The organism is Candidatus Methylomirabilota bacterium (assembly GCA_035315345.1).
Taxonomy (GTDB): Bacteria; Methylomirabilota; Methylomirabilia; order Rokubacteriales; family CSP1-6; genus CAMLFJ01.
The window spans coordinates 1-16,596 of record DATFYA010000034.1; the positions used below are offsets into that span (position 1 = coordinate 1).

The following is a 16,596-nucleotide window of genomic DNA, read 5'->3' on the forward strand; positions in this document are numbered from 1 at the left end:
GTGAAGGGCTGCTCGATGGGCGTGGTGGTCTCGGCCTTGTCCTCCCAGGCGCGCACCAGCGGGGCGCAGCCTTCGGCCTGCACCGCGATGAAGCGCGGCGGCGCCGCGGTCACCCAGCCCATTCCGGTCAGCTCCTCGTACGCCTTGGCGATGCCGACCAGCCCGGTGCCGCCGCCGGTCGGGTACACGAGCACGTCGGGCGCGTCCCAGCCGAGCTGCTCGGCCAGCTCGAGGCCCATCGTCTTCTTGCCCTCGAGCCGGTACGGCTCCTTCAGCGTGGCCAGATCGAACCAGCCCACCGGGCCGGCCGCCGCGGCGATGACGCGGCCCGCGTCGGCGATGGTGCCTTCCACCGTGAAGACGCGGGCGCCCGCCAGCGCGGCCTCGGCCACCGCGGCCTCCGGCGTGTCGCGGGGCACGACCACCGCCACCGGGACCCCGGCGCGCGCGCCGTACACCGCGGCGGCCCCGCCCGCGTTGCCCGCCGACGGGATCATCAACCCCTTCACCCCGAGCGTGCGCGCGCGGGTGATGGCCATGCCGAGCCCGCGCGCCTTGAAGGTGCCGGTCGGGTTCTGGCCCTCGTCCTTGGCCCACAGATGGCGCAGGCCCAGATGCGCGGCGAGGCGCGGCAGCGGCAGCAGCGGCGTGCCGCCTTCTCCGAGAGTGACCGGCTCCTCGTCCGCGCCCAGCGGAACCAGCTCGCGGAAGCGGTACATGCCGGGCGGCCGGCGGGCGAGCGCGTCCTTGGTGACGGCGGCGGCAACGCGGGCCAGGTCGTAGCGCACCGCCAGCATCTGGCCGCACTTCGCGCACACCGTCAGCAGGCCGTCCGGCCGGTGGCGGTGGCCGCACACCGTGCATTCGACGTGGGTCACGAACATGGGGGCGAGCGCGCCCCCGCCGCGCGGGCGGGGCTAGTGCGCCTTGTCCTTCTCGGCGCGATGGGCCGCGACCACCTTCTCGGCGAGCTGGCTCGGCAGCTCCTCGTAGTGCGAGAACTCCATCGAGTAGCCGCCGCGTCCGCCGGTCATGGAGCGGAGGGTGGATTCGTAGGTGAGCATCTCGGACATCGGCACCTGGGCGCGCACCGACACCACGTCGCCGTCGGGCTCCATGCCCACGATGCGGCCGCGCCGGCCGTTCATGTCGCCGATGACGTCGCCGGCGCCCTCGGCGGGCGCGGTGATCTCGACGTTCACCACCGGCTCCAGCAGGCACGGCTTGGCCTCCATGAAGCCCTTCTGCAGCCCCATGGACGCGGCGATCTGGAAGGCCATGTCCGAGGAATCCACGTCGTGATAGGAGCCGTCGTAGAGCGTGACCTTCAGGTCCACCACCGGGTAGCCGGCCAGGATGCCGCGCTTCATGCAGTCGCGGACGCCCTTCTCCACCGAGGGGATGAAGTTCCGGGGAATGGCGCCGCCGAAGATGTCGTCCACGAACTCGAAGCCGCCGCCACGGGTGAGCGGCTCGATGCGCAGCCAGGTGTCCCCGTACTGCCCGCGCCCACCGGTCTGCTTCTTGTACTTGCCCTGCACCTCGGCGCGGCCCTTCACCGTCTCCTTGTAGGGGATGCGCGGGGGCAGGAGCGAGACGTCCACGTTGTACTTGCGCTTCATCCGCTCGACCACCACCTCCACGTGGAGCTGGCCGATGCCCGAGACGAGCAATTGCTTCGTCTCCGGGTCGTAGTGGTGGTGCAGGGTGGGATCCTCGTCGGCCATCCGGTGCAGCGCGGTCGAGATCTTGTCCTCGTCGCCGCGGGTCTTGGGCTGGATCGCGAACGAGATGGCCGGCTCCGGGAACACGATGCCGGGCAGGCCCACCGGATGGCCCTCCTCGCATAGAGTGTCGCCGGTGAGCGTGTCCTTGAGCTTGGCCACGACGCCGATCTCGCCGGGGCCGAGGGACTCCACCGGCTTCTGGGTCTTGCCGGAGAGCCAGCCCAGGTGGCCGATGCGCTCGCGGCCCTCGCGGGTGGCGTTGTAGATCTGGCTGTCCGCGCGCAGGGTCCCCGAATAGACGCGAAACACCGAGAGCTTGCCCACGTGCGGATCCGAGATGGTCTTGAACACCAGCACCGACAGCGGCGCCTTCGGATCGGGGGCGCGCTGCACCGTCGCCTTCGCGCGCGGATCGGTGCCCTCGACCGCCCCCTGCTCGAGCGGGGACGGCAGCTCCTTGGCGATCAGGTCGAGCAGCGGGGCGATCCCGATGCCGCGGGTCGCCGACGCGCACAGCACCGGCACCACGTCACCCGAGGTGATGGCCCGGCGGAGCGCCTCCAGCATCTCGGCCTCGCCGATCGAGCCCTCTTCCAGATACTTGGCGAGCAGGTCGTCGTCGGTCTCCGCGGCGGCCTCGGCCAGCTTCTCGCGGTACGACCGCGCCGCCTCCGCGAGATCGCCGGGGATCTCGCCCTCCTTCATCTTGCCGTCGGCCCAGACGAGGGCCTTCATCGTGATCAGGTCCACCACGCCGTGGAACGAGGCCTCGCTGCCGATCGGCAGCTGCAGCGGAACCAGGCGGCCCTTCAGGCGCTTCTGCAGCGACTCGAGTGTGCGGAAGAAGTCGGCGCGCTCGCGGTCGAGGCGGTTGATCACGATCGCGCGCGGGAGGTTGTACTCGTTGGCGAACTTCCAGACCTTCTCGGTCTGCACCTGCACCCCCGCGATCGCGTCCACCACGACCACCGCGGCACTGGCCACGCGCAGGCCGGCGCGGGCGTCGGCGACGAAGTCGCCGTATCCGGGCGTGTCGATCAGGTTCAGGCGATAGCCGTGGTGATCGCAGAAGGCCACCGCGGTGTTGAGCGAGATCTTGCGCTTGATCTCGTCGGGATCGAAGTCGGTGGTGGTCGTGCCGTCGTCGACCCGCCCGAGCCGCGTGGTCGCGCCGCAGCTGAACAGAATGGCTTCGACCAGGGAGGTCTTCCCCACCCCGCCATGGCCGACGAATGCCACGTTGCGAATCTTGCCGGTGTCTAGAGCCATGCCCGCCTCCGGCGAAGGAGATGGTGTGGCGGGGATGCTACCACAGCGCTCCGAGCGCTTCCAGACCCTAGGACGCGCCGTCCCGAAGCGCCGCGCCGACCGCGTGCATCAAGCGCGCCGGCGTGTCCGGATTGACCGAGCAGTCGGGCCCGAGGAGCAGCCAGCGGCCGCCCATCTCGCGCGTGGCCGCGCCCGCGCGGGCGACGAGGGTCGCTTCGGTCATACCGGCGATCTCCGGCTTCGCGGGCAGCCCGCCCACGATCGCGCGTCCGGTGCGGGCGTGCGCGGCGGCGAGCGTGGGATTGCCCGGAACGGCGGCGAAGCTCAGGGCGGTGACCGGGTAGTCCGCGAACTCGTCGACGTGAATGCCCGCCCCGCACACGTGGAGCAGATTGAACGGGGCGCGCTCGGCCGATCTCAGGATGCGCAGGTCCCACCGCCGCTGCCACCGCCGGCACTCCTCCGCGCTCATCAGCGCCCGGGTCGCCACGTTGGTGGCGTAGAAGAGACCGTCGGCGCCCTCGGCCAGGCAGAGCCGCGCGTACTCGGCGAGGGTCTCGGCCATCACGTCGAAGGCACGGGCGCTCTCGCGCGGCGCGTCGCGCAGGAGCCCGAGGGCCTGCTCGCGGCCGCCCCGCGTCAGCATGGGCAGGATCATGGGGGGCGCGAACACCGTCCAGATGATGGGCACGTCCGGACCGACCGCGGCGCGGATGAGCCGCAGGGCCTCGAGCTGCTCGCCGAGCGCGCCCTCGCGCGGATCCGCCACCGGCAGCCGGGCCAGGTCCTCGGCGTCGACCACCGGCGTGTGGGTCACCGTACACGGCGTCGCCGTCTCGCGAGAGGGCCGGTAGGTCAGCCCCCACATCTCGGCGAAGCACTGCGCGCGCGACTGCGGCTTGAGGAAGTCCCAGTCGAAGGTGCGCGCCAGCCGGAGCGTCTCGTCGGCCAGGCCCCGCGCCGAGTTCTCGGTGTTGAAATTGTGGAGCCAGAACGCGAGCGGGATCCGGTCGACCGGCTGCCCGCGCAGCGCGGCCATCACCCGCTGCCGCTTCGTCACGAGCGGGCGGCCCGGCGGATCGGGAAGGCGGGCGGGACGATCTGGTCCACGCCGGCGCCGTCCCAGCGCCACGCCGGCACGCGGCTCCAGTAGTGCTCGGTGGCCGCCCGCGCCTTCGCCAGGACCGCGTCCTCGTCGACCCGCGTGGCGCGGCCGCCCTGCACCAGCACCTGCCCGGCCACGATGACGGTGTCGACGTCGCGCCCGGACGCCGAGTCCACCAGAGCCTTGATCGGATCCGCGTAGACCGGCCCGCCCAGATGGTCGAGGTCGATGAGGAGGATGTCGGCGCGGGCGCCGGGCGCGAGGCGCCCCAGATCCTCCCGGGCGAGGAAGCGGCAGCCCCCGATGGTGGCCGCGTTGAACACGTCGCGCGCGAGCCCGGCCTGATAGTTGCCGTCGGTGACCTTGGCCAGGATCGAGGCCCACCGCAATTCGGAGACGATGTCGAGCGGATAGGTGTCGGTGCCGATCGCGAGCGTGACGCCGGCCTCGAGGTAGCGCTGGAAGGAGCGCAGCGTCATCGCCATCTTCGCGTACTTGTACGGGCAGTGGCCGACGGTGGCCCCGCGCTCGACGAGCAGCCGCAGGTCGTCCCCGAAGGGGTAGCGCGTCCACTCGTGCGCGGTGGTGAACACCACGTGACCCAGCAGGGTGCGCTCGTCGAGGAAGCCGATGTCGGCGAGGAAGCGCACCGGGGTCTTGCGGTACTCGTCCATGATGCGCTGGAACTCGATGAGGTTGCCGCCCGCGTGGGTGTGGATGGGCGCGCTCATCTCCGCGGCCGCCTCCTTGCCCGCGCGCAGCAGAGGCTCGCTGCACGTCTCCACCTGGGCCGCGTTGAAGAGAGCGCGCAGCCGTCCGCCCGCCGCGCCGTCGAACTTGCGGGCGAAGTCCACCGCCTCCTTCAAGCGCTCGCGCCCGACCGCGGTGTCCTCCTCGTAGGTGAGCCGCCCCTGCGCGTCCATGTAGGTGTCGCGGTCGCGGAAAGGCGGGCCGCCGTAGACCCGCACCCCGAGATCGTCGACCAGCCGCGCGTAGCCGTCCCAGTCGCCGCGCAGGCCGCCCACGTCGATGACGGTGGTGGTGCCGTTCCTCAGCGCGTGCAGGAGCACGAAGGCGCGGATGGCCGCGGTGGCCTCGGGGGGCGGCGGCGTCATCTTGCCCTTGAGCGGGGCCGCGAAGGCCATGTAGTTCGACGTGCGGTAGTCGTTCCTGGCCATGTCGAGCAGCAGGTAGTCGCCGCCGTTGCCCGCGGTGTGCACGTGGGTGTTGATGAAGCCGGGCGAGACCAGCTTGCCGCGCGCCGCGATGCGCGTGTCCGCCGCCCCGGGGTACGGCCCGCCCGCGTGCACGATGCGCTCGCCCTCGAAGACGACGCTGCCCTGCTCGTGCACCTCGTGACTCCGGCCGTTCCACGCCACGACCCAGCCGCCCTCGATCACCGTGCGCATGCCATCGATCCTTTCCGCGACCCGCGAGGCGCCGGTCGCCGCCACCACCGGCCGCATGCTAGCCCGATGACATCCGGCCCGCAATCGGCTAGCCTCTCCGCGTGCGCACGTGGGCCGAGTTCGCCACCGTCGAGCCGGAGATGGCCGCGACGGGCGGCGCGCTGCTGAATCAGTTCGGGGTCGGCCTGGCGTTCCTGGCCACGGTGGACGGCCGCGGGGCGCCGCGCCTGCACCCGGTGTGCCCGGTGCTCTCGGCGCACGGCCTGCACGTGCTGATCACGGCCACGTCGCCCAAGTGTGGCGACCTCGCACGAGACGGCCGCTACGCGCTGCAGACGTTCCCGCAGCCGAAGCCGGGCAGCGACGAGTTCTACGTGGCCGGCCGCGCCCGGCCCGTGAACGACGAGGCCACCCGCGCGAGCATCCTCGCCGCCGCCAAGCACATGGCCGACACCTCCGAGGCGGTGTTCGAATTGCTCGTCGAGCGCGTGATGCACACCCGCTGGGAGGAGCCCCTGACGCCACGGATGCGGCCGGTGCGCCGCGTCTGGCGCACCGACCTCCGCCACGGGGCACCCGAGTAGCCACGTTCGAGCGCAGGCTCCGCCTGCGCAATCCCGTTTTGGGGGGAGGTTCGGAAGGGGGGCGGGAGCCCCCCTCCGAGTTATTTAGGGGCGGACGACCTTGCTGTGCAGAATGCCGATCTGCTCGACCTCGGCCTCGATGCGATCGCCCGCCTTCAGGAAGTTGCCGGTGGCCGCCCCCACGCCTTCCGGGGTGCCGGTCGCGATCACGTCGCCGGGCAGCAGCGTCATGCCCTGCGAGAGCACCTCGATGCACTGGGCCACCGGGAAGATCATCTTCGAGGTGTGGCTCGACTGCCGCAACTGCCCGTTCACCCGGAGCGAGATGGCGAGACCCTGCGGATCGGGCAGCTCGTCGGCGGTGACCAGCACCGGGCCCATCGGGCAGAAGGTGTCGAGCGACTTGCCCTTGAACCACTGCTGGTGGCGCTTCTGCAGATCGCGCGCGGTCACGTCGTTGACGATGGTGTAGCCGAAGACGTGCTTCAGCGCGTCGGCGCGCGGGATGTCCCGTCCGCCGACGCCGATGACCACCGCCAGCTCGACCTCGTGGTCCAGCTCCTTGGTGATCGCGTGGTGGACCACGTCGTCGCCCGGGCCCACCACCGAGGTGGCCGGCTTGGTGAAATACACCGGATGATCCGGCGCCGCCGCCCCGCGCTCGGCCGCGTGATCGGCGTAGTTGCGCCCCAGGCAGAAGATGTTCCGCGAGGGCGACGGGATCGGCGCGAGCAGCCGCACTCGCTTCTGCGGGTAGGCCAGCCGCCGCTGGGCCAGGTCCTCGGCCGCGGTCTGGCCGACGAGCCGCTGGCCGTACTCCCACGCCTCGCGGGTGAGCGACATGGCCGCCTCGCCGCCTTGCACGATGTCGAGCACGGTCCGCGGGAATCCGCCGCGGCCGCGGCGCACCGTCCCGCGCTGGGTGGCCAGGTCCTTGGCGAGACCGGCCAGATCGAAGACGTGCTCCTGCCAGAGCGCGCCGGGCTTGGGCTCCCCGCGGCCACGGCGAAAGGTGACGAGCCGCATGGCTAGCTCACCGTCATCGCGCCACCGCGAGGCGGCAAGGTCTTGCCGGCCGCCCGCGCGATGTCCTCCAGCTCGCGGGGCAGGCCGAAACGCACGTCCTCCTCGACCACGTGGACCTCGCGGACGTTCGAGCCGCGCTCGCGCCGCAGCGCCTCGACCACCTCGGTCACCAGGAACTCGGGCGTGGAGGCGCCCGCGGTGACGCCCACCCGGCCGGCCCCCTCCAGCCACTCGGGCCGGATGTCGTTCTTGTCGTTGATGAGATAGGACGGCGTTCCCATCACGGTCGACACCTCGACGAGCCGATTCGCGTTCGAGCTGTTGGCCGCGCCGATGACCAGCAGCACGTCCACCGCCCCCGCCACCGTCTTCACCGCGGCCTGGCGGTTCTGGGTCGCGTAGCAGATGTCGTCCTTGGCCGGTCCGGCGATCTTGGGAAAGCGCCGGCGCAGCGCCGCGATGCAGTCGCGCGTATCGTCCACCGAGAGCGTGGTCTGGGTTAGGTAGGCGACCTTGTCCGGGTCTGGCACGTCCAGCTTGTCGACGTCCTCGGGATGCGCGATGAGGAACATGCGTTCCGGCGCCTCGCCCATGGTGCCCACCACCTCGTCGTGATCGGCGTGCCCGACCAGGATGATCGAGTATCCCTCACGGGCGTAGCGCACCGCCTCCAGGTGCACCTTGGTGACGAGCGGGCACGTGGCGTCGATGACCCGCAGGCCGCGCCGCTGGGCCTCCGCGCGGACCGCGGGCGAGATGCCGTGGGCGCTGAAGATCACGGTGGCGTCGTCCGGGACCTCGTCCAGCTCGTCGACGAAGTGGGCCCCCTTGGCCCGGAGGGCCTCCACCACGTGGCGGTTGTGCACGATCTCCTTGCGGACGTAGATCGGGGGCGGACAGACCTGCAGGGCGAGCTCGACGATGTCGATCGCGCGGTCCACGCCGGCGCAGAAGCCGCGCGGCCCGGCCAGGACGATCTGCTGCAACGCCGGCGTGGTCATGAGGCCCTCACTTGAAGAAGTACGAGACGCCGAGCACGCCCGAGTCGGAGTTGAACCCCCGATTCGGCTGCGACGTGTTCCCGTTCGAGATGTGCTGGAAGCGATAGCCGAAGTTCACCGCGACCCTGTCGGTCACGAAGTAGGCCAGCCCGGCCCCGCCCTCGAGCACGAAGGTGAACGACGAGTCGATCTCCGGCACCCGGAGACTGGTGCCGCCCGCGCCCGCGGTGACCTCGAGGTAGGGCACCAGCCGGCCGAGCCCGATGAAGTGGTAGCGGAAGGCTACCTTCAGTCCCTCGGCGGTGGACTCCTTCGGCGACAGGTAGTACTGGAACCATCCTTCGAGCCCGGGCTCGAAGGCACTGCGCAGCAGCCCGGATCCGAAGGGCGAGAAGAACAGGTGCGACACCCGCGGAGTGAAGTTGACGAACGAGATGTCGCTGACCGTCCCGTGCTCCTCGATGTTGTTGTGCACGCCCCCACCCACCTGCAGGCCGAAGATCGTCGTGCCCTTGGCGAAGGCGGTCTCGGGGTCGTAGGCGGCCGCCGGCCGCACCACCGCCAGCACCGCCAGCACCACGACGGCCCACCGTGTCAGGTTCCCGATCGCGCTCATCGTTGTGGGTCCACCAGCACCTTCATGGTCTCACCCCGTTCCATCGATGCCAGCGCTTCTCGAACCTGCCCCAGCCCCACGCGACGGCTGAGCAGGGCGCCGGGGTCGATCGCTTTCGATTCGAGGAGTTCCACCGCGCGTCGAATCATCGGCGGCGTGTGGTGGAACGCCCCCACCAGCATGAGCTCTTCGTAGTGGGCGCGACGCGTATCCACCCGCACCGAAGTGCCCGGGGCGCAACCCCCAAACAATACCACGGCCCCCCCGCGGCCCACCCCATCTATGGCCTGCTCCCACACCTCGGGACGGCCCGTGGCGTCCACCGTGACCTCGGGGCCGCGGCCGCCCGTCAGCCCGCGCAGATGGGCGGCGACGTCGCCCACCGCCGGCCCGTCCAGACAATCTCCGAGGCCCATCCCTCGGACCTGCTCGAGCCGCCACCCCGGCTTGCCGACGATGATCACCCGGGCCCCGCGCTGGCGGGCCGCCATGGCGAGGAGACACCCCAGCGGGCCGTGGCCGAAGACGGCCACCGTCATGCCCGGCCCGACGCCGCCGCGCTCGATGCCCAGCAGGGCACACGCGAGGGGCTCGGTGAAGGCGGCGATCGGCGCGGGGAGCCCCGGGCCGATCGGCACCACGTTGCGCTGCACGAGCCGCGGCGGCAGCGCGATGTGCTCGCCGTAGGCGCCGTTGACGAAGAGCAGGTCCTCGCAGAGATTGGGCCGGCCGCCCGCGCAGAACCGGCAGCTCCCGCAGGGAGCCGAGTTGGCCGCGACGATCCGGTCGCCCTCTTTCACGCCCCGCACCTGGTGCCCGACCGCGGTGACCACGCCGGCGAGCTCGTGACCGAAGACGGTGGGCACGCGGGGGATCATCACGGGATGGCCCCGGCGCAGGGTCTTGACGTCGGTGCCGCAGGTCAGCGCCGCGTCGACCCGCGCGACGAGCCCGCCGGGCTCGGGATCCGGGAGCGGGATCTCCTCGAAGCGCAGGTCGCCCGGACCGTGGAAGACCTGGGCCCGCATGACTAGCGGGCGATCATCCCCACCGGGCGCCGGCCCAGCAGCGCAGCGCGATGCCCACACGCCGGTGGGCCGGCAGGGTCACGCGTCCGTTGAAGACGTCGAAGCGCCGCGCCTCGATGGCGCGCAGCAGGGCGAAGTAGGTGCGCCCCATGATCTCGGCCGCGAAGAGGCTCCGCGCGTCGCCTGGCGGCAGCGCGGCCCACGCGCGCTCGTAGTACTCGCGGGCGCGCGCGGCCTCGAACGTCATGAGCTCCACGAACTGCGGCGTGTAGCGGCCCTGGGCCAGGTCCTCGGCGGTCACCCCGAAGCGGCGGAGGTCGGACTGGGGCAGGTACACGCGCCCGATCCGCGCGTCGGCGTGCACGTCGCGCAGGATGTTGGTGAGCTGCAGGGCGACGCCCAGGTTCACCGCGTACTCCCGTGCGCGTGGATCGGTGTAACCGAAGATCTCGATGCAGCAGAGGCCGACCGCGGAGGCGACCCGATAGCAGTAGGGATAGAGCGTCTCGAACGTCTCGTAGGTCGGATGGTCCATGTCCATCTCGACCCCCGCGATGATCTCCTCGAGCGCCACGCGCGGGATCGGGAACTGGCGGACCGCCACCTGCAGCCGCTGGCCGGCGGGATGCTCGGGCTGCCCCTCGTAGACGCGGGCGATCTCGTCGCGCCAGCGCCGCAGCTCGGCGCGCTGGGCCGCGCGGTCCTGGCCCAGATCCACCGCGTCGTCGACGATGCGGCAGAACGCATAGCAGGCGTAGATGGCCTCGCGCTGGGCGCGGGGCAGGCAGAGGAACGCATAGAAGAAGTTCGAGCGGCTCTTGCGGGTCAGCCGGGAGACGAACTGGCCGGCGTTCACGCGGCCCTCGGCGGCCGGACGCTGACGTACCCGTGATCCGTGAACCAGCGGACCGCGTCGGCCAGGGCGGTCTCGGCCGGGGTCTGCGGCAGGCCCAGCTCGCGGACGGCTTTCTCCGCCGAGAAGTACATGCGCTTGCGCGCCATGCGCACCGCGGTGAGCGCCACCGCGGGAGGCCGGCGCGTGACGCGCGCGACGCCTTCCATCGCGGCCGCGGCGATCCAGGCCACCGCGTAGGGCACCCGGAATCGCGGCGCCGGCACTCCGGTGAGCGCGGAGAGCATGCGGAAGATCTCGAGCAGCGACAGGTTGCGGTGGCCCAGGATGTAGCGCTCCCCCACCCGTCCCTTCCGGGCGGCCAGGATGTGACCGCGCGCGACGTCCCGCACGTCGACCACGTTGAGCCCGGTGTCCACCGAGCCGATCATCTTGCCGTTCATGAAGTCCACGAGCATCTGCCCGGTGGGCGTGGGCTTCACGTCCCAGGGGCCGATGGGCGCCGACGGGTTCACGATCACCACCGGGGCGCCGCGCGCGGCCCATTCGTCGGCCACGCGCTCGGCCAGGAACTTGGACGCCTTGTACGCGCCCACCATGTCGGCGAGCGACACCGGCGTGGCCTCGTCGCCGGGCGTGCCGTCCTTCGGAATGCCGACCGCCCCCACCGTGGAGGTGTAGACGATCCGCTCCGCGCCCGCGTCGGCGGCGGCCTGCAGCAGGTGCCGGGTGCCGTCGACGTTCGCGCGATAGATGACGCGCAGGTCCGGCGCCCAGAGCCGGTAGTCGGCGGCCGCGTGGTAGACGTGGCGGGCCCCCGAGACCGCGCGCCGCAAGGAGGCGGCGTCGAGCAGATCGCCCTCGACGATCTCCACCGCGCAGCCGTCGAGCGCGCGACGATCGCCACCGGGCCGCGCGAGCACCCGCACCGCGTGGCCGTCCGCCAGCAGCTCGCGCACCAGGTTCGCTCCCACGAACCCGGTGCCGCCGGTGACGAGCGCGTCCATGACCGGCCTCAGGCCGCGAACGCGGCGAGCAGGCGGGCCACCGCGACGAGGCCGCGCTGGGTGGCGCGTCGCAAGGCCACCGCCCGCGGCAGCACCCGAGGCCGCGTCACCGCGAGGGCGAGCGCGCGCGACGTCCGCAGCTTGCCCTCCTCGGTCAGCAGGCCGATCAGCTCTGGGGGCAGGCTCTCGCTCGCCACGTCGGACACCGCGCGCACCACGAGGGTGGGACACCCGGCGCGGCCGGCGTGCGCGAGGATGAGCGCGGACTCCATGTCCACCGCGACCGCGCCGGTCTGGGAGTACAGGGCCGCCTTGGCCTCGGGGGTCGCGACCACGTCGCGCGAGGTGGTGAGGGTGCCGCGCCGAGCCCCGGAGGCCAGCCCGGTCGCGCGGCCGTACGGCGTCGGGGTCACGTTGAGCCGCTCCGCCGCGGGCCCGATCACGCTCTCGGGCAGGACCAGATCGCCGGCGCGCAGGTCGGGGGAGAGCGCGCCGCACACCCCGGCCGAGATCACCAGCGGCTGCTCGAGCCCGACGCGGAGGGAGGGCCAGCGCGCGGCGAGCTGCCCGGCGCGCAGGCCCACCGGGGCGAGCCTCACGGTGCCGCGGCCGAAGACGGGAAACGGAAAGGACGGGATCGCGGGCAGCTCGAGATGGCGGGCCATGGCCCGCGCCTCGAGCTCAACCGCGGTGAGGATCAGGATCCGGAACACTCCGCGCCGCGGCCCGTTCGGCCTTCTCCCGCTCCTTGCGCTCGAGCCAGGCCTTCCAGCTGTTCCCGGCCGCGGTGTCCTTGCCGGTGAACTTGATGTTGGCGAGCTCGGAGTAGCGGAGCGAGAACGGGCCCTCACCGCTCTCGTCGAAGTATTCGATGAAGGGCTCCGGAGCATAGGTGTTTCGATTGAAGATATAGCCGACGATCTCGGTCCCGTCCCGCTTGACGATCGTGGTGTTGCCCCGGTAGTCGAACGCGAACTCGACGACCTCCTCCAGCGTGAGGTACTGGCCGACGTCCGGCACCCAGCCTTCGAGGCTCACCGGCGTGGACCTACAGCTTGCCGGTCAGGGTGACTCCGACCGTCTCGACGAAGCCGCGCACCGAGCTGAAGGTGTAGTCGACCGCGGTGGCCTCGTACCCGCAGTGCACCATGCAGTCGCGGCACTTCTCGTTGCCGCTCTTCTTGCCGTAGTTCTCCCAGGGCGTGGTCTCCATCAGCTCCCGGAAGGTGCGCGCGTAGCCCTCCTGCAGCAGGTAGCAGGGCCGCTGCCATCCGAACATGTTGTAGGTCGGATTGCCCCAGGGCGTGCACTCGAAGTCCTTCTTGCCCATCAGGAAGCGCAGGAACAGCGGCGACTGGTTGAAGCGCCAGCGCTTCTTCGGCGCAGAGAGCATCCGCGAGAACAGCTCGTGGGTGCGCGACTGCAGCAGGAAGTGCTCCTGGTCGGGCGCCTTCGAGTAGCTGTAGCCCGGGGAGACCATCATGCCCTCGACGCCCAGGTTCATCATCTCGTCGAAGAACTCGCGCATCCGCAGCGGCGAGGCTCCGTCGAAGAGGGTGCTGTTGGTGGTCACCCGGAAGCCCCGCGCCACCGCTTCCCGGATCGCGGGCACCGCCTGGTCGTAGACCCCGTCGCGGCAAACCGCCTCGTCATGCTCGTCCCGCAACCCGTCCATGTGCACGCTGAACGACAGGTACTTGGACGGGGTGAACAGGTCGAGCTTTTCCTTGAGCAGGATGGCGTTTGTGCAGAGATACACGTACTTTTTCCGCCGCACCAGCTCGACCACCAGACGGTCGATGTCCGGGTACATCAGCGGCTCGCCGCCCGGGATGCTGACGATGGGCGCCCCGCACTCCTCCACCGCGGCGAGGCACTTCTCGACGCTGAGGTTCTTGCGGAGGATCTGGGCCGGATACTGGATCTTGCCGCAGCCGGCGCAGGCCAGGTTGCAGCGGAACAGAGGCTCCAGCATCAGCACGAACGGATAGCGCTGGCGCCGCGCGAGCTTCTGGCGCAGCACGTACGTCGCGACCGTCCACATCTGAGACAGCGGAACGCTCATGCTCGACGACCCCTCTCCGGTTAGGACGCCCGACCCCTGCCGGACGCCGCGGACACCCCCAGGGCCCCGGACGACCACCGACCGACCGCAGCCCGGCTGACGGCATACAGTAGCAGAAACGTCGTCAGATGAACCACTATTCCCACCCCGGCGAGGCCCGATTCGCCGATCCAGAAGGTCATGCTCAAGTTGAAGACGAGCACCAGGCCATAGAGCACGACCCCGAGGAGGGGCGGCCCCGCCCCGGACTGGCCCGTCGCGACCAGGCCGCCGACCATGGCCCAGCCGACCAGCAGCCACCCGATGAAGTTCGACAGCGGCACGCCGAAATAGACGCCGCCGGCCGGGTAGTAGAAGACCCGGCCGAGGAACCATCGGTCGCCGAGGACGGCCAGCGGATCGATCACCACGTCGAGCAGGGTCATCAGCACGCCCGCCAGCAGCACCATGCGCACCCGGCCGCCGCAGCTGGCCGCCCACGTGCGCGGCAGCACCAGGCGCGCGAGGCAGAAGGAGGCGTAGGCGAGGAAGGGGAAGGACAGCGGCGAGAAGAACGGGACGTTGGAGACGAACAGCTCGAGGCCGCGCGTGTCGCCGGTGTAGTGGTACAGGCCGAACGGGAAGCCGACGCGCGTCGAGGCCAGCTCGGCGGCCAATGCGACACCCAGGGCCCAGCCCAGATAGCACACGGTACGCCGCGTGCCGAGGTCGCGGGTCGCCGCGATGAGGAAGAGGACGAGGAAGCCGATCACGTAGGGGCGAAGGGTCGCGGTACCGACGAGCTGCGTCGCGATCAAACCGAGCATCGCCACGGATTCACCTTACGGAAATCACCGATTCTTTTCAAGAACCGCTCCGGGGTTGCCGCATCGCCATGCTAGTATCTACCGATGTTTTCGTCGTCTCCTCCCGACCCGTGGCCGCTTCCGCTGCGTCCGGTCGCGGCGCTGGGCCGGGTGACCCTCGACGTGATCGAGGCGCTCGGGCGCTTCGGCGTCTTCCTGGTACAGGCCGTCGCGGCCGCGTTCATCCCGCCCTTCAAGCTCGGCCGCTTGCTCGACCGCATCCACTTCATCGGGTTTCGCTCCCTGACCATCGTAATCCTGACCGGCGCATTCACCGGCATGGTGCTGGGCCTGCAGATCTTCCTGACCCTCTCGCGCTTCGGCTCCGAGGCCTACCTGGGGCCGGCGGTGGCCCTGTCGCTCATCCGCGAGCTGGGACCGGTGCTGTGTGCGGTGTTCGTGACCGGGCTGGCCGGCTCCGCGCTCACCGCCGAGATCGGCATCATGAAGATCACCGAGCAGATCGACGCCCTGCAGGTCATGGCGCTCAACCCGGTCCGCTACCTGGTGGTGCCGGCGTTGATCGCGGGGCTCATCACCTTTCCGCTCATGGTGTCGATCTTCGACGTGGTCGGCATCTTCGGCGGCTATCTGGTCGGCGTGAAATTGCTGGGCCTCTCCGCGGGCACCTACTTCGGTGAGATGCGGACCTTCGTGGACTGGTCCGATCTGATGACCGGATACTGGAAGGCGCTCTCCTTCGGCCTGATCGTCCCGTGGGTGTGCACCTACAAGGGCTTTCACTGCGGCCACGGCGCGGAGGGCGTCGCGCGGGCGACCACCCAGGCGGTGGTCCTGGCCTCGGTGCTCATCCTGGTGTGGGACTACTTCCTGGGCTCCGTGCTGCCGTGATCCGGGTGCGCGGGCTCCAGAAGCGCTTCGACGCCCAGGCGGTGCTCCGCGGTCTCGACCTCGACATCGCCACCGGGGAGATCATGGTGGTGATCGGGCGCAGCGGCGGCGGCAAGTCCGTTCTCCTCAAGCACCTGATCGGCCTGCTGCGCCCGGACGCGGGCACGGTGGTGGTGGACGGCGTCGAGATCACCCGCCTGCGCGGCCGCGATCTCGACCGCGTGCGTGACCGCTACGGCGTCGTCTTCCAGGGCGGGGCCCTCTTCGACTCCATGTCGGTCTACGACAACGTGGCCTTCCCGCTGCGGGAGAAGAGCCTGCTCGCCGCCGGTGAGATCCACGACCGCGTCCAGGAGAAGCTCGAGCAGGTCGGCCTCACCGGCATGGGGACCAAGAATCCCGCGGAGATCTCGGGCGGCATGCGCAAGCGGGTGGCGATCGCGCGGGCGCTGGTCACCGAGCCCGAGATCGTCTTCTTCGACGAGCCCACCACCGGCCTGGACCCGATCCTGGTCAATACCATTCACCACCTCATCGTGGAGCTGCATCGCAAGTTCCGCTTCACCGCGGTCATGGTGAGCCACGAGATCCCGGAGATCTTCGAGATCGCCGATCGCGTGGCCATGCTCCACGAGGGCGTGATCGTGGAGGTCGGCCCGCCCGACGCGGTGCGCACCTCCGCCAATCCGGTCGTCCAGCACTTCATTCGCGGGGAAATCGAGGCGGTGCCCGCCGAGCCGCGGCGGTAACCGGGGAGATCGAGCATGAGGCGATCGACACTGGAGCTGGGGGTGGGCATCTTCGTGCTCATCGGCCTGCTCGCGCTGGGCTGGATGTCCGTCAAGCTGGGGCGCGTGGACTTCCTGGGCAGCAAGGGCTACGTGGTCAACGCCGAGTTTCCGACGGTGGGCGGGCTCAAGGTCGGCTCCACCATCGAGATCGCGGGGGTCGAGGTCGGCCGCGTCGACCGCATCCAGCTCAAGGACTACCAGGCCCAGGTGGTCATGGTGATCCAGCCGCAGGTCAAGCTGCAGGAGGACGCCATCGCCTCCATCAAGACCAAGGGGCTCATCGGCGAGCGCTACGTCCGGATCAGTCCGGGCGGCTCTGACAAGCTGATCCCGCCGAACGGTCGGATCCGCGAGGTGGAGCCGCCGGTCGACATCGAGGAGCTGCTCTCCAAGTACATCTTCGGCAAGGTATAGAGTC

General features: G+C 70.6%; 18 protein-coding genes. 4 read left to right on the forward strand and 14 right to left on the reverse strand.

Going from position 1 to position 16,596, the window contains the following annotated elements:
- The 4 genes from VKN16_04640 to VKN16_04655 all read right to left on the reverse strand — a co-directional run.
- Positions 1-884, reverse strand: an 884-nt coding sequence (locus VKN16_04640) for a threonine synthase (GenBank protein ID HME93485.1), incomplete at its 3' end; no start/stop codon positions are given.
- A gap of 33 nt (positions 885-917) precedes the next feature.
- Positions 918-2,996: an elongation factor G gene (fusA, locus tag VKN16_04645; GenBank protein HME93486.1), complete on the reverse strand. Its 2,079-nt coding sequence runs from the start codon at positions 2,994-2,996 to the stop codon at positions 918-920.
- A 67-nt stretch (positions 2,997-3,063) separates the two neighbouring features.
- Positions 3,064-4,056: a uroporphyrinogen decarboxylase family protein gene (locus tag VKN16_04650; GenBank protein HME93487.1), complete on the reverse strand. Its 993-nt coding sequence runs from the start codon at positions 4,054-4,056 to the stop codon at positions 3,064-3,066.
- Positions 4,053-5,510, reverse strand: a complete 1,458-nt coding sequence (locus VKN16_04655) for an amidohydrolase family protein (GenBank protein ID HME93488.1) — start codon at positions 5,508-5,510, stop codon at positions 4,053-4,055. The genes VKN16_04650 and VKN16_04655 overlap by 4 nt, the downstream gene beginning before the upstream one ends.
- A 101-nt stretch (positions 5,511-5,611) precedes the next feature.
- Here VKN16_04655 and VKN16_04660 point away from each other — a divergent pair, with 101 nt between their 5' ends.
- Positions 5,612-6,094: a pyridoxamine 5'-phosphate oxidase gene (locus VKN16_04660; protein HME93489.1), complete on the forward strand. Its 483-nt coding sequence runs from the start codon at positions 5,612-5,614 to the stop codon at positions 6,092-6,094.
- Positions 6,095-6,178: 84 nt separating this feature from the next.
- On the opposite strand, the gene VKN16_04665 is transcribed toward VKN16_04660, so the two are convergent.
- Genes VKN16_04665 through VKN16_04710 form a run of 10 tightly spaced genes read right to left on the reverse strand, consistent with a single transcriptional unit; the run spans position 6,179 to position 14,496 of the window.
- Positions 6,179-7,120 carry a fumarylacetoacetate hydrolase family protein gene (locus tag VKN16_04665; protein HME93490.1) on the reverse strand — a complete coding sequence of 314 codons (942 nt, stop codon included), beginning with the start codon at positions 7,118-7,120 and terminating at the stop codon, positions 6,179-6,181.
- Between the two features lie 2 nt (positions 7,121-7,122).
- On the reverse strand, positions 7,123-8,121 hold the full coding sequence (ispH, locus tag VKN16_04670; protein ID HME93491.1) for a 4-hydroxy-3-methylbut-2-enyl diphosphate reductase: 999 nt from the start codon (positions 8,119-8,121) through the stop codon (positions 7,123-7,125).
- A 7-nt stretch (positions 8,122-8,128) separates the two neighbouring features.
- Positions 8,129-8,737 carry an acyloxyacyl hydrolase gene (locus VKN16_04675; protein ID HME93492.1) on the reverse strand — a complete coding sequence of 203 codons (609 nt, stop codon included), beginning with the start codon at positions 8,735-8,737 and terminating at the stop codon, positions 8,129-8,131.
- Positions 8,734-9,765, reverse strand: a complete 1,032-nt coding sequence (locus tag VKN16_04680) for an alcohol dehydrogenase catalytic domain-containing protein (protein HME93493.1) — start codon at positions 9,763-9,765, stop codon at positions 8,734-8,736. The genes VKN16_04675 and VKN16_04680 overlap by 4 nt, the downstream gene beginning before the upstream one ends.
- A gap of 13 nt (positions 9,766-9,778) precedes the next feature.
- Positions 9,779-10,621: a presqualene diphosphate synthase HpnD gene (gene hpnD, locus VKN16_04685; GenBank protein HME93494.1), complete on the reverse strand. Its 843-nt coding sequence runs from the start codon at positions 10,619-10,621 to the stop codon at positions 9,779-9,781.
- Positions 10,618-11,625 (reverse strand): hopanoid-associated sugar epimerase, encoded by a 1,008-nt coding sequence (gene hpnA, locus VKN16_04690; GenBank protein ID HME93495.1) that lies wholly within the window; start codon positions 11,623-11,625, stop codon positions 10,618-10,620. Before hpnA ends, hpnD begins: the two co-directional genes overlap by 4 nt.
- A gap of 8 nt (positions 11,626-11,633) precedes the next feature.
- On the reverse strand, positions 11,634-12,290 hold the full coding sequence (locus VKN16_04695) for a hypothetical protein (protein ID HME93496.1): 657 nt from the start codon (positions 12,288-12,290) through the stop codon (positions 11,634-11,636).
- 16 nt (positions 12,291-12,306) lie between these two features.
- Positions 12,307-12,663 carry a hypothetical protein gene (locus VKN16_04700; protein HME93497.1) on the reverse strand — a complete coding sequence of 119 codons (357 nt, stop codon included), beginning with the start codon at positions 12,661-12,663 and terminating at the stop codon, positions 12,307-12,309.
- Positions 12,664-12,673: 10 nt separating this feature from the next.
- On the reverse strand, positions 12,674-13,690 hold the full coding sequence (gene hpnH / locus VKN16_04705) for an adenosyl-hopene transferase HpnH (GenBank protein ID HME93498.1): 1,017 nt from the start codon (positions 13,688-13,690) through the stop codon (positions 12,674-12,676).
- Between the two features lie 20 nt (positions 13,691-13,710).
- The gene (locus VKN16_04710) at positions 13,711-14,496 is read right to left on the reverse strand and encodes a carotenoid biosynthesis protein (GenBank protein HME93499.1); all 786 of its coding nucleotides are present in this window, start codon (positions 14,494-14,496) and stop codon (positions 13,711-13,713) included.
- Between the two features lie 84 nt (positions 14,497-14,580).
- On the opposite strand from VKN16_04710, the gene VKN16_04715 reads away from it, so the two are divergent.
- Genes VKN16_04715 through mlaD form a run of 3 tightly spaced genes read left to right on the forward strand, consistent with a single transcriptional unit; the run spans position 14,581 to position 16,592 of the window.
- Positions 14,581-15,387: an MlaE family lipid ABC transporter permease subunit gene (locus VKN16_04715; protein ID HME93500.1), complete on the forward strand. Its 807-nt coding sequence runs from the start codon at positions 14,581-14,583 to the stop codon at positions 15,385-15,387.
- Positions 15,384-16,136, forward strand: a complete 753-nt coding sequence (locus VKN16_04720; protein HME93501.1) for an ABC transporter ATP-binding protein — start codon at positions 15,384-15,386, stop codon at positions 16,134-16,136. The genes VKN16_04715 and VKN16_04720 overlap by 4 nt, the downstream gene beginning before the upstream one ends.
- A gap of 15 nt (positions 16,137-16,151) precedes the next feature.
- Positions 16,152-16,592, forward strand: a complete 441-nt coding sequence (gene mlaD, locus VKN16_04725; GenBank protein HME93502.1) for an outer membrane lipid asymmetry maintenance protein MlaD — start codon at positions 16,152-16,154, stop codon at positions 16,590-16,592.
- The last annotated feature ends 4 nt before the right edge of the window (positions 16,593-16,596 follow it).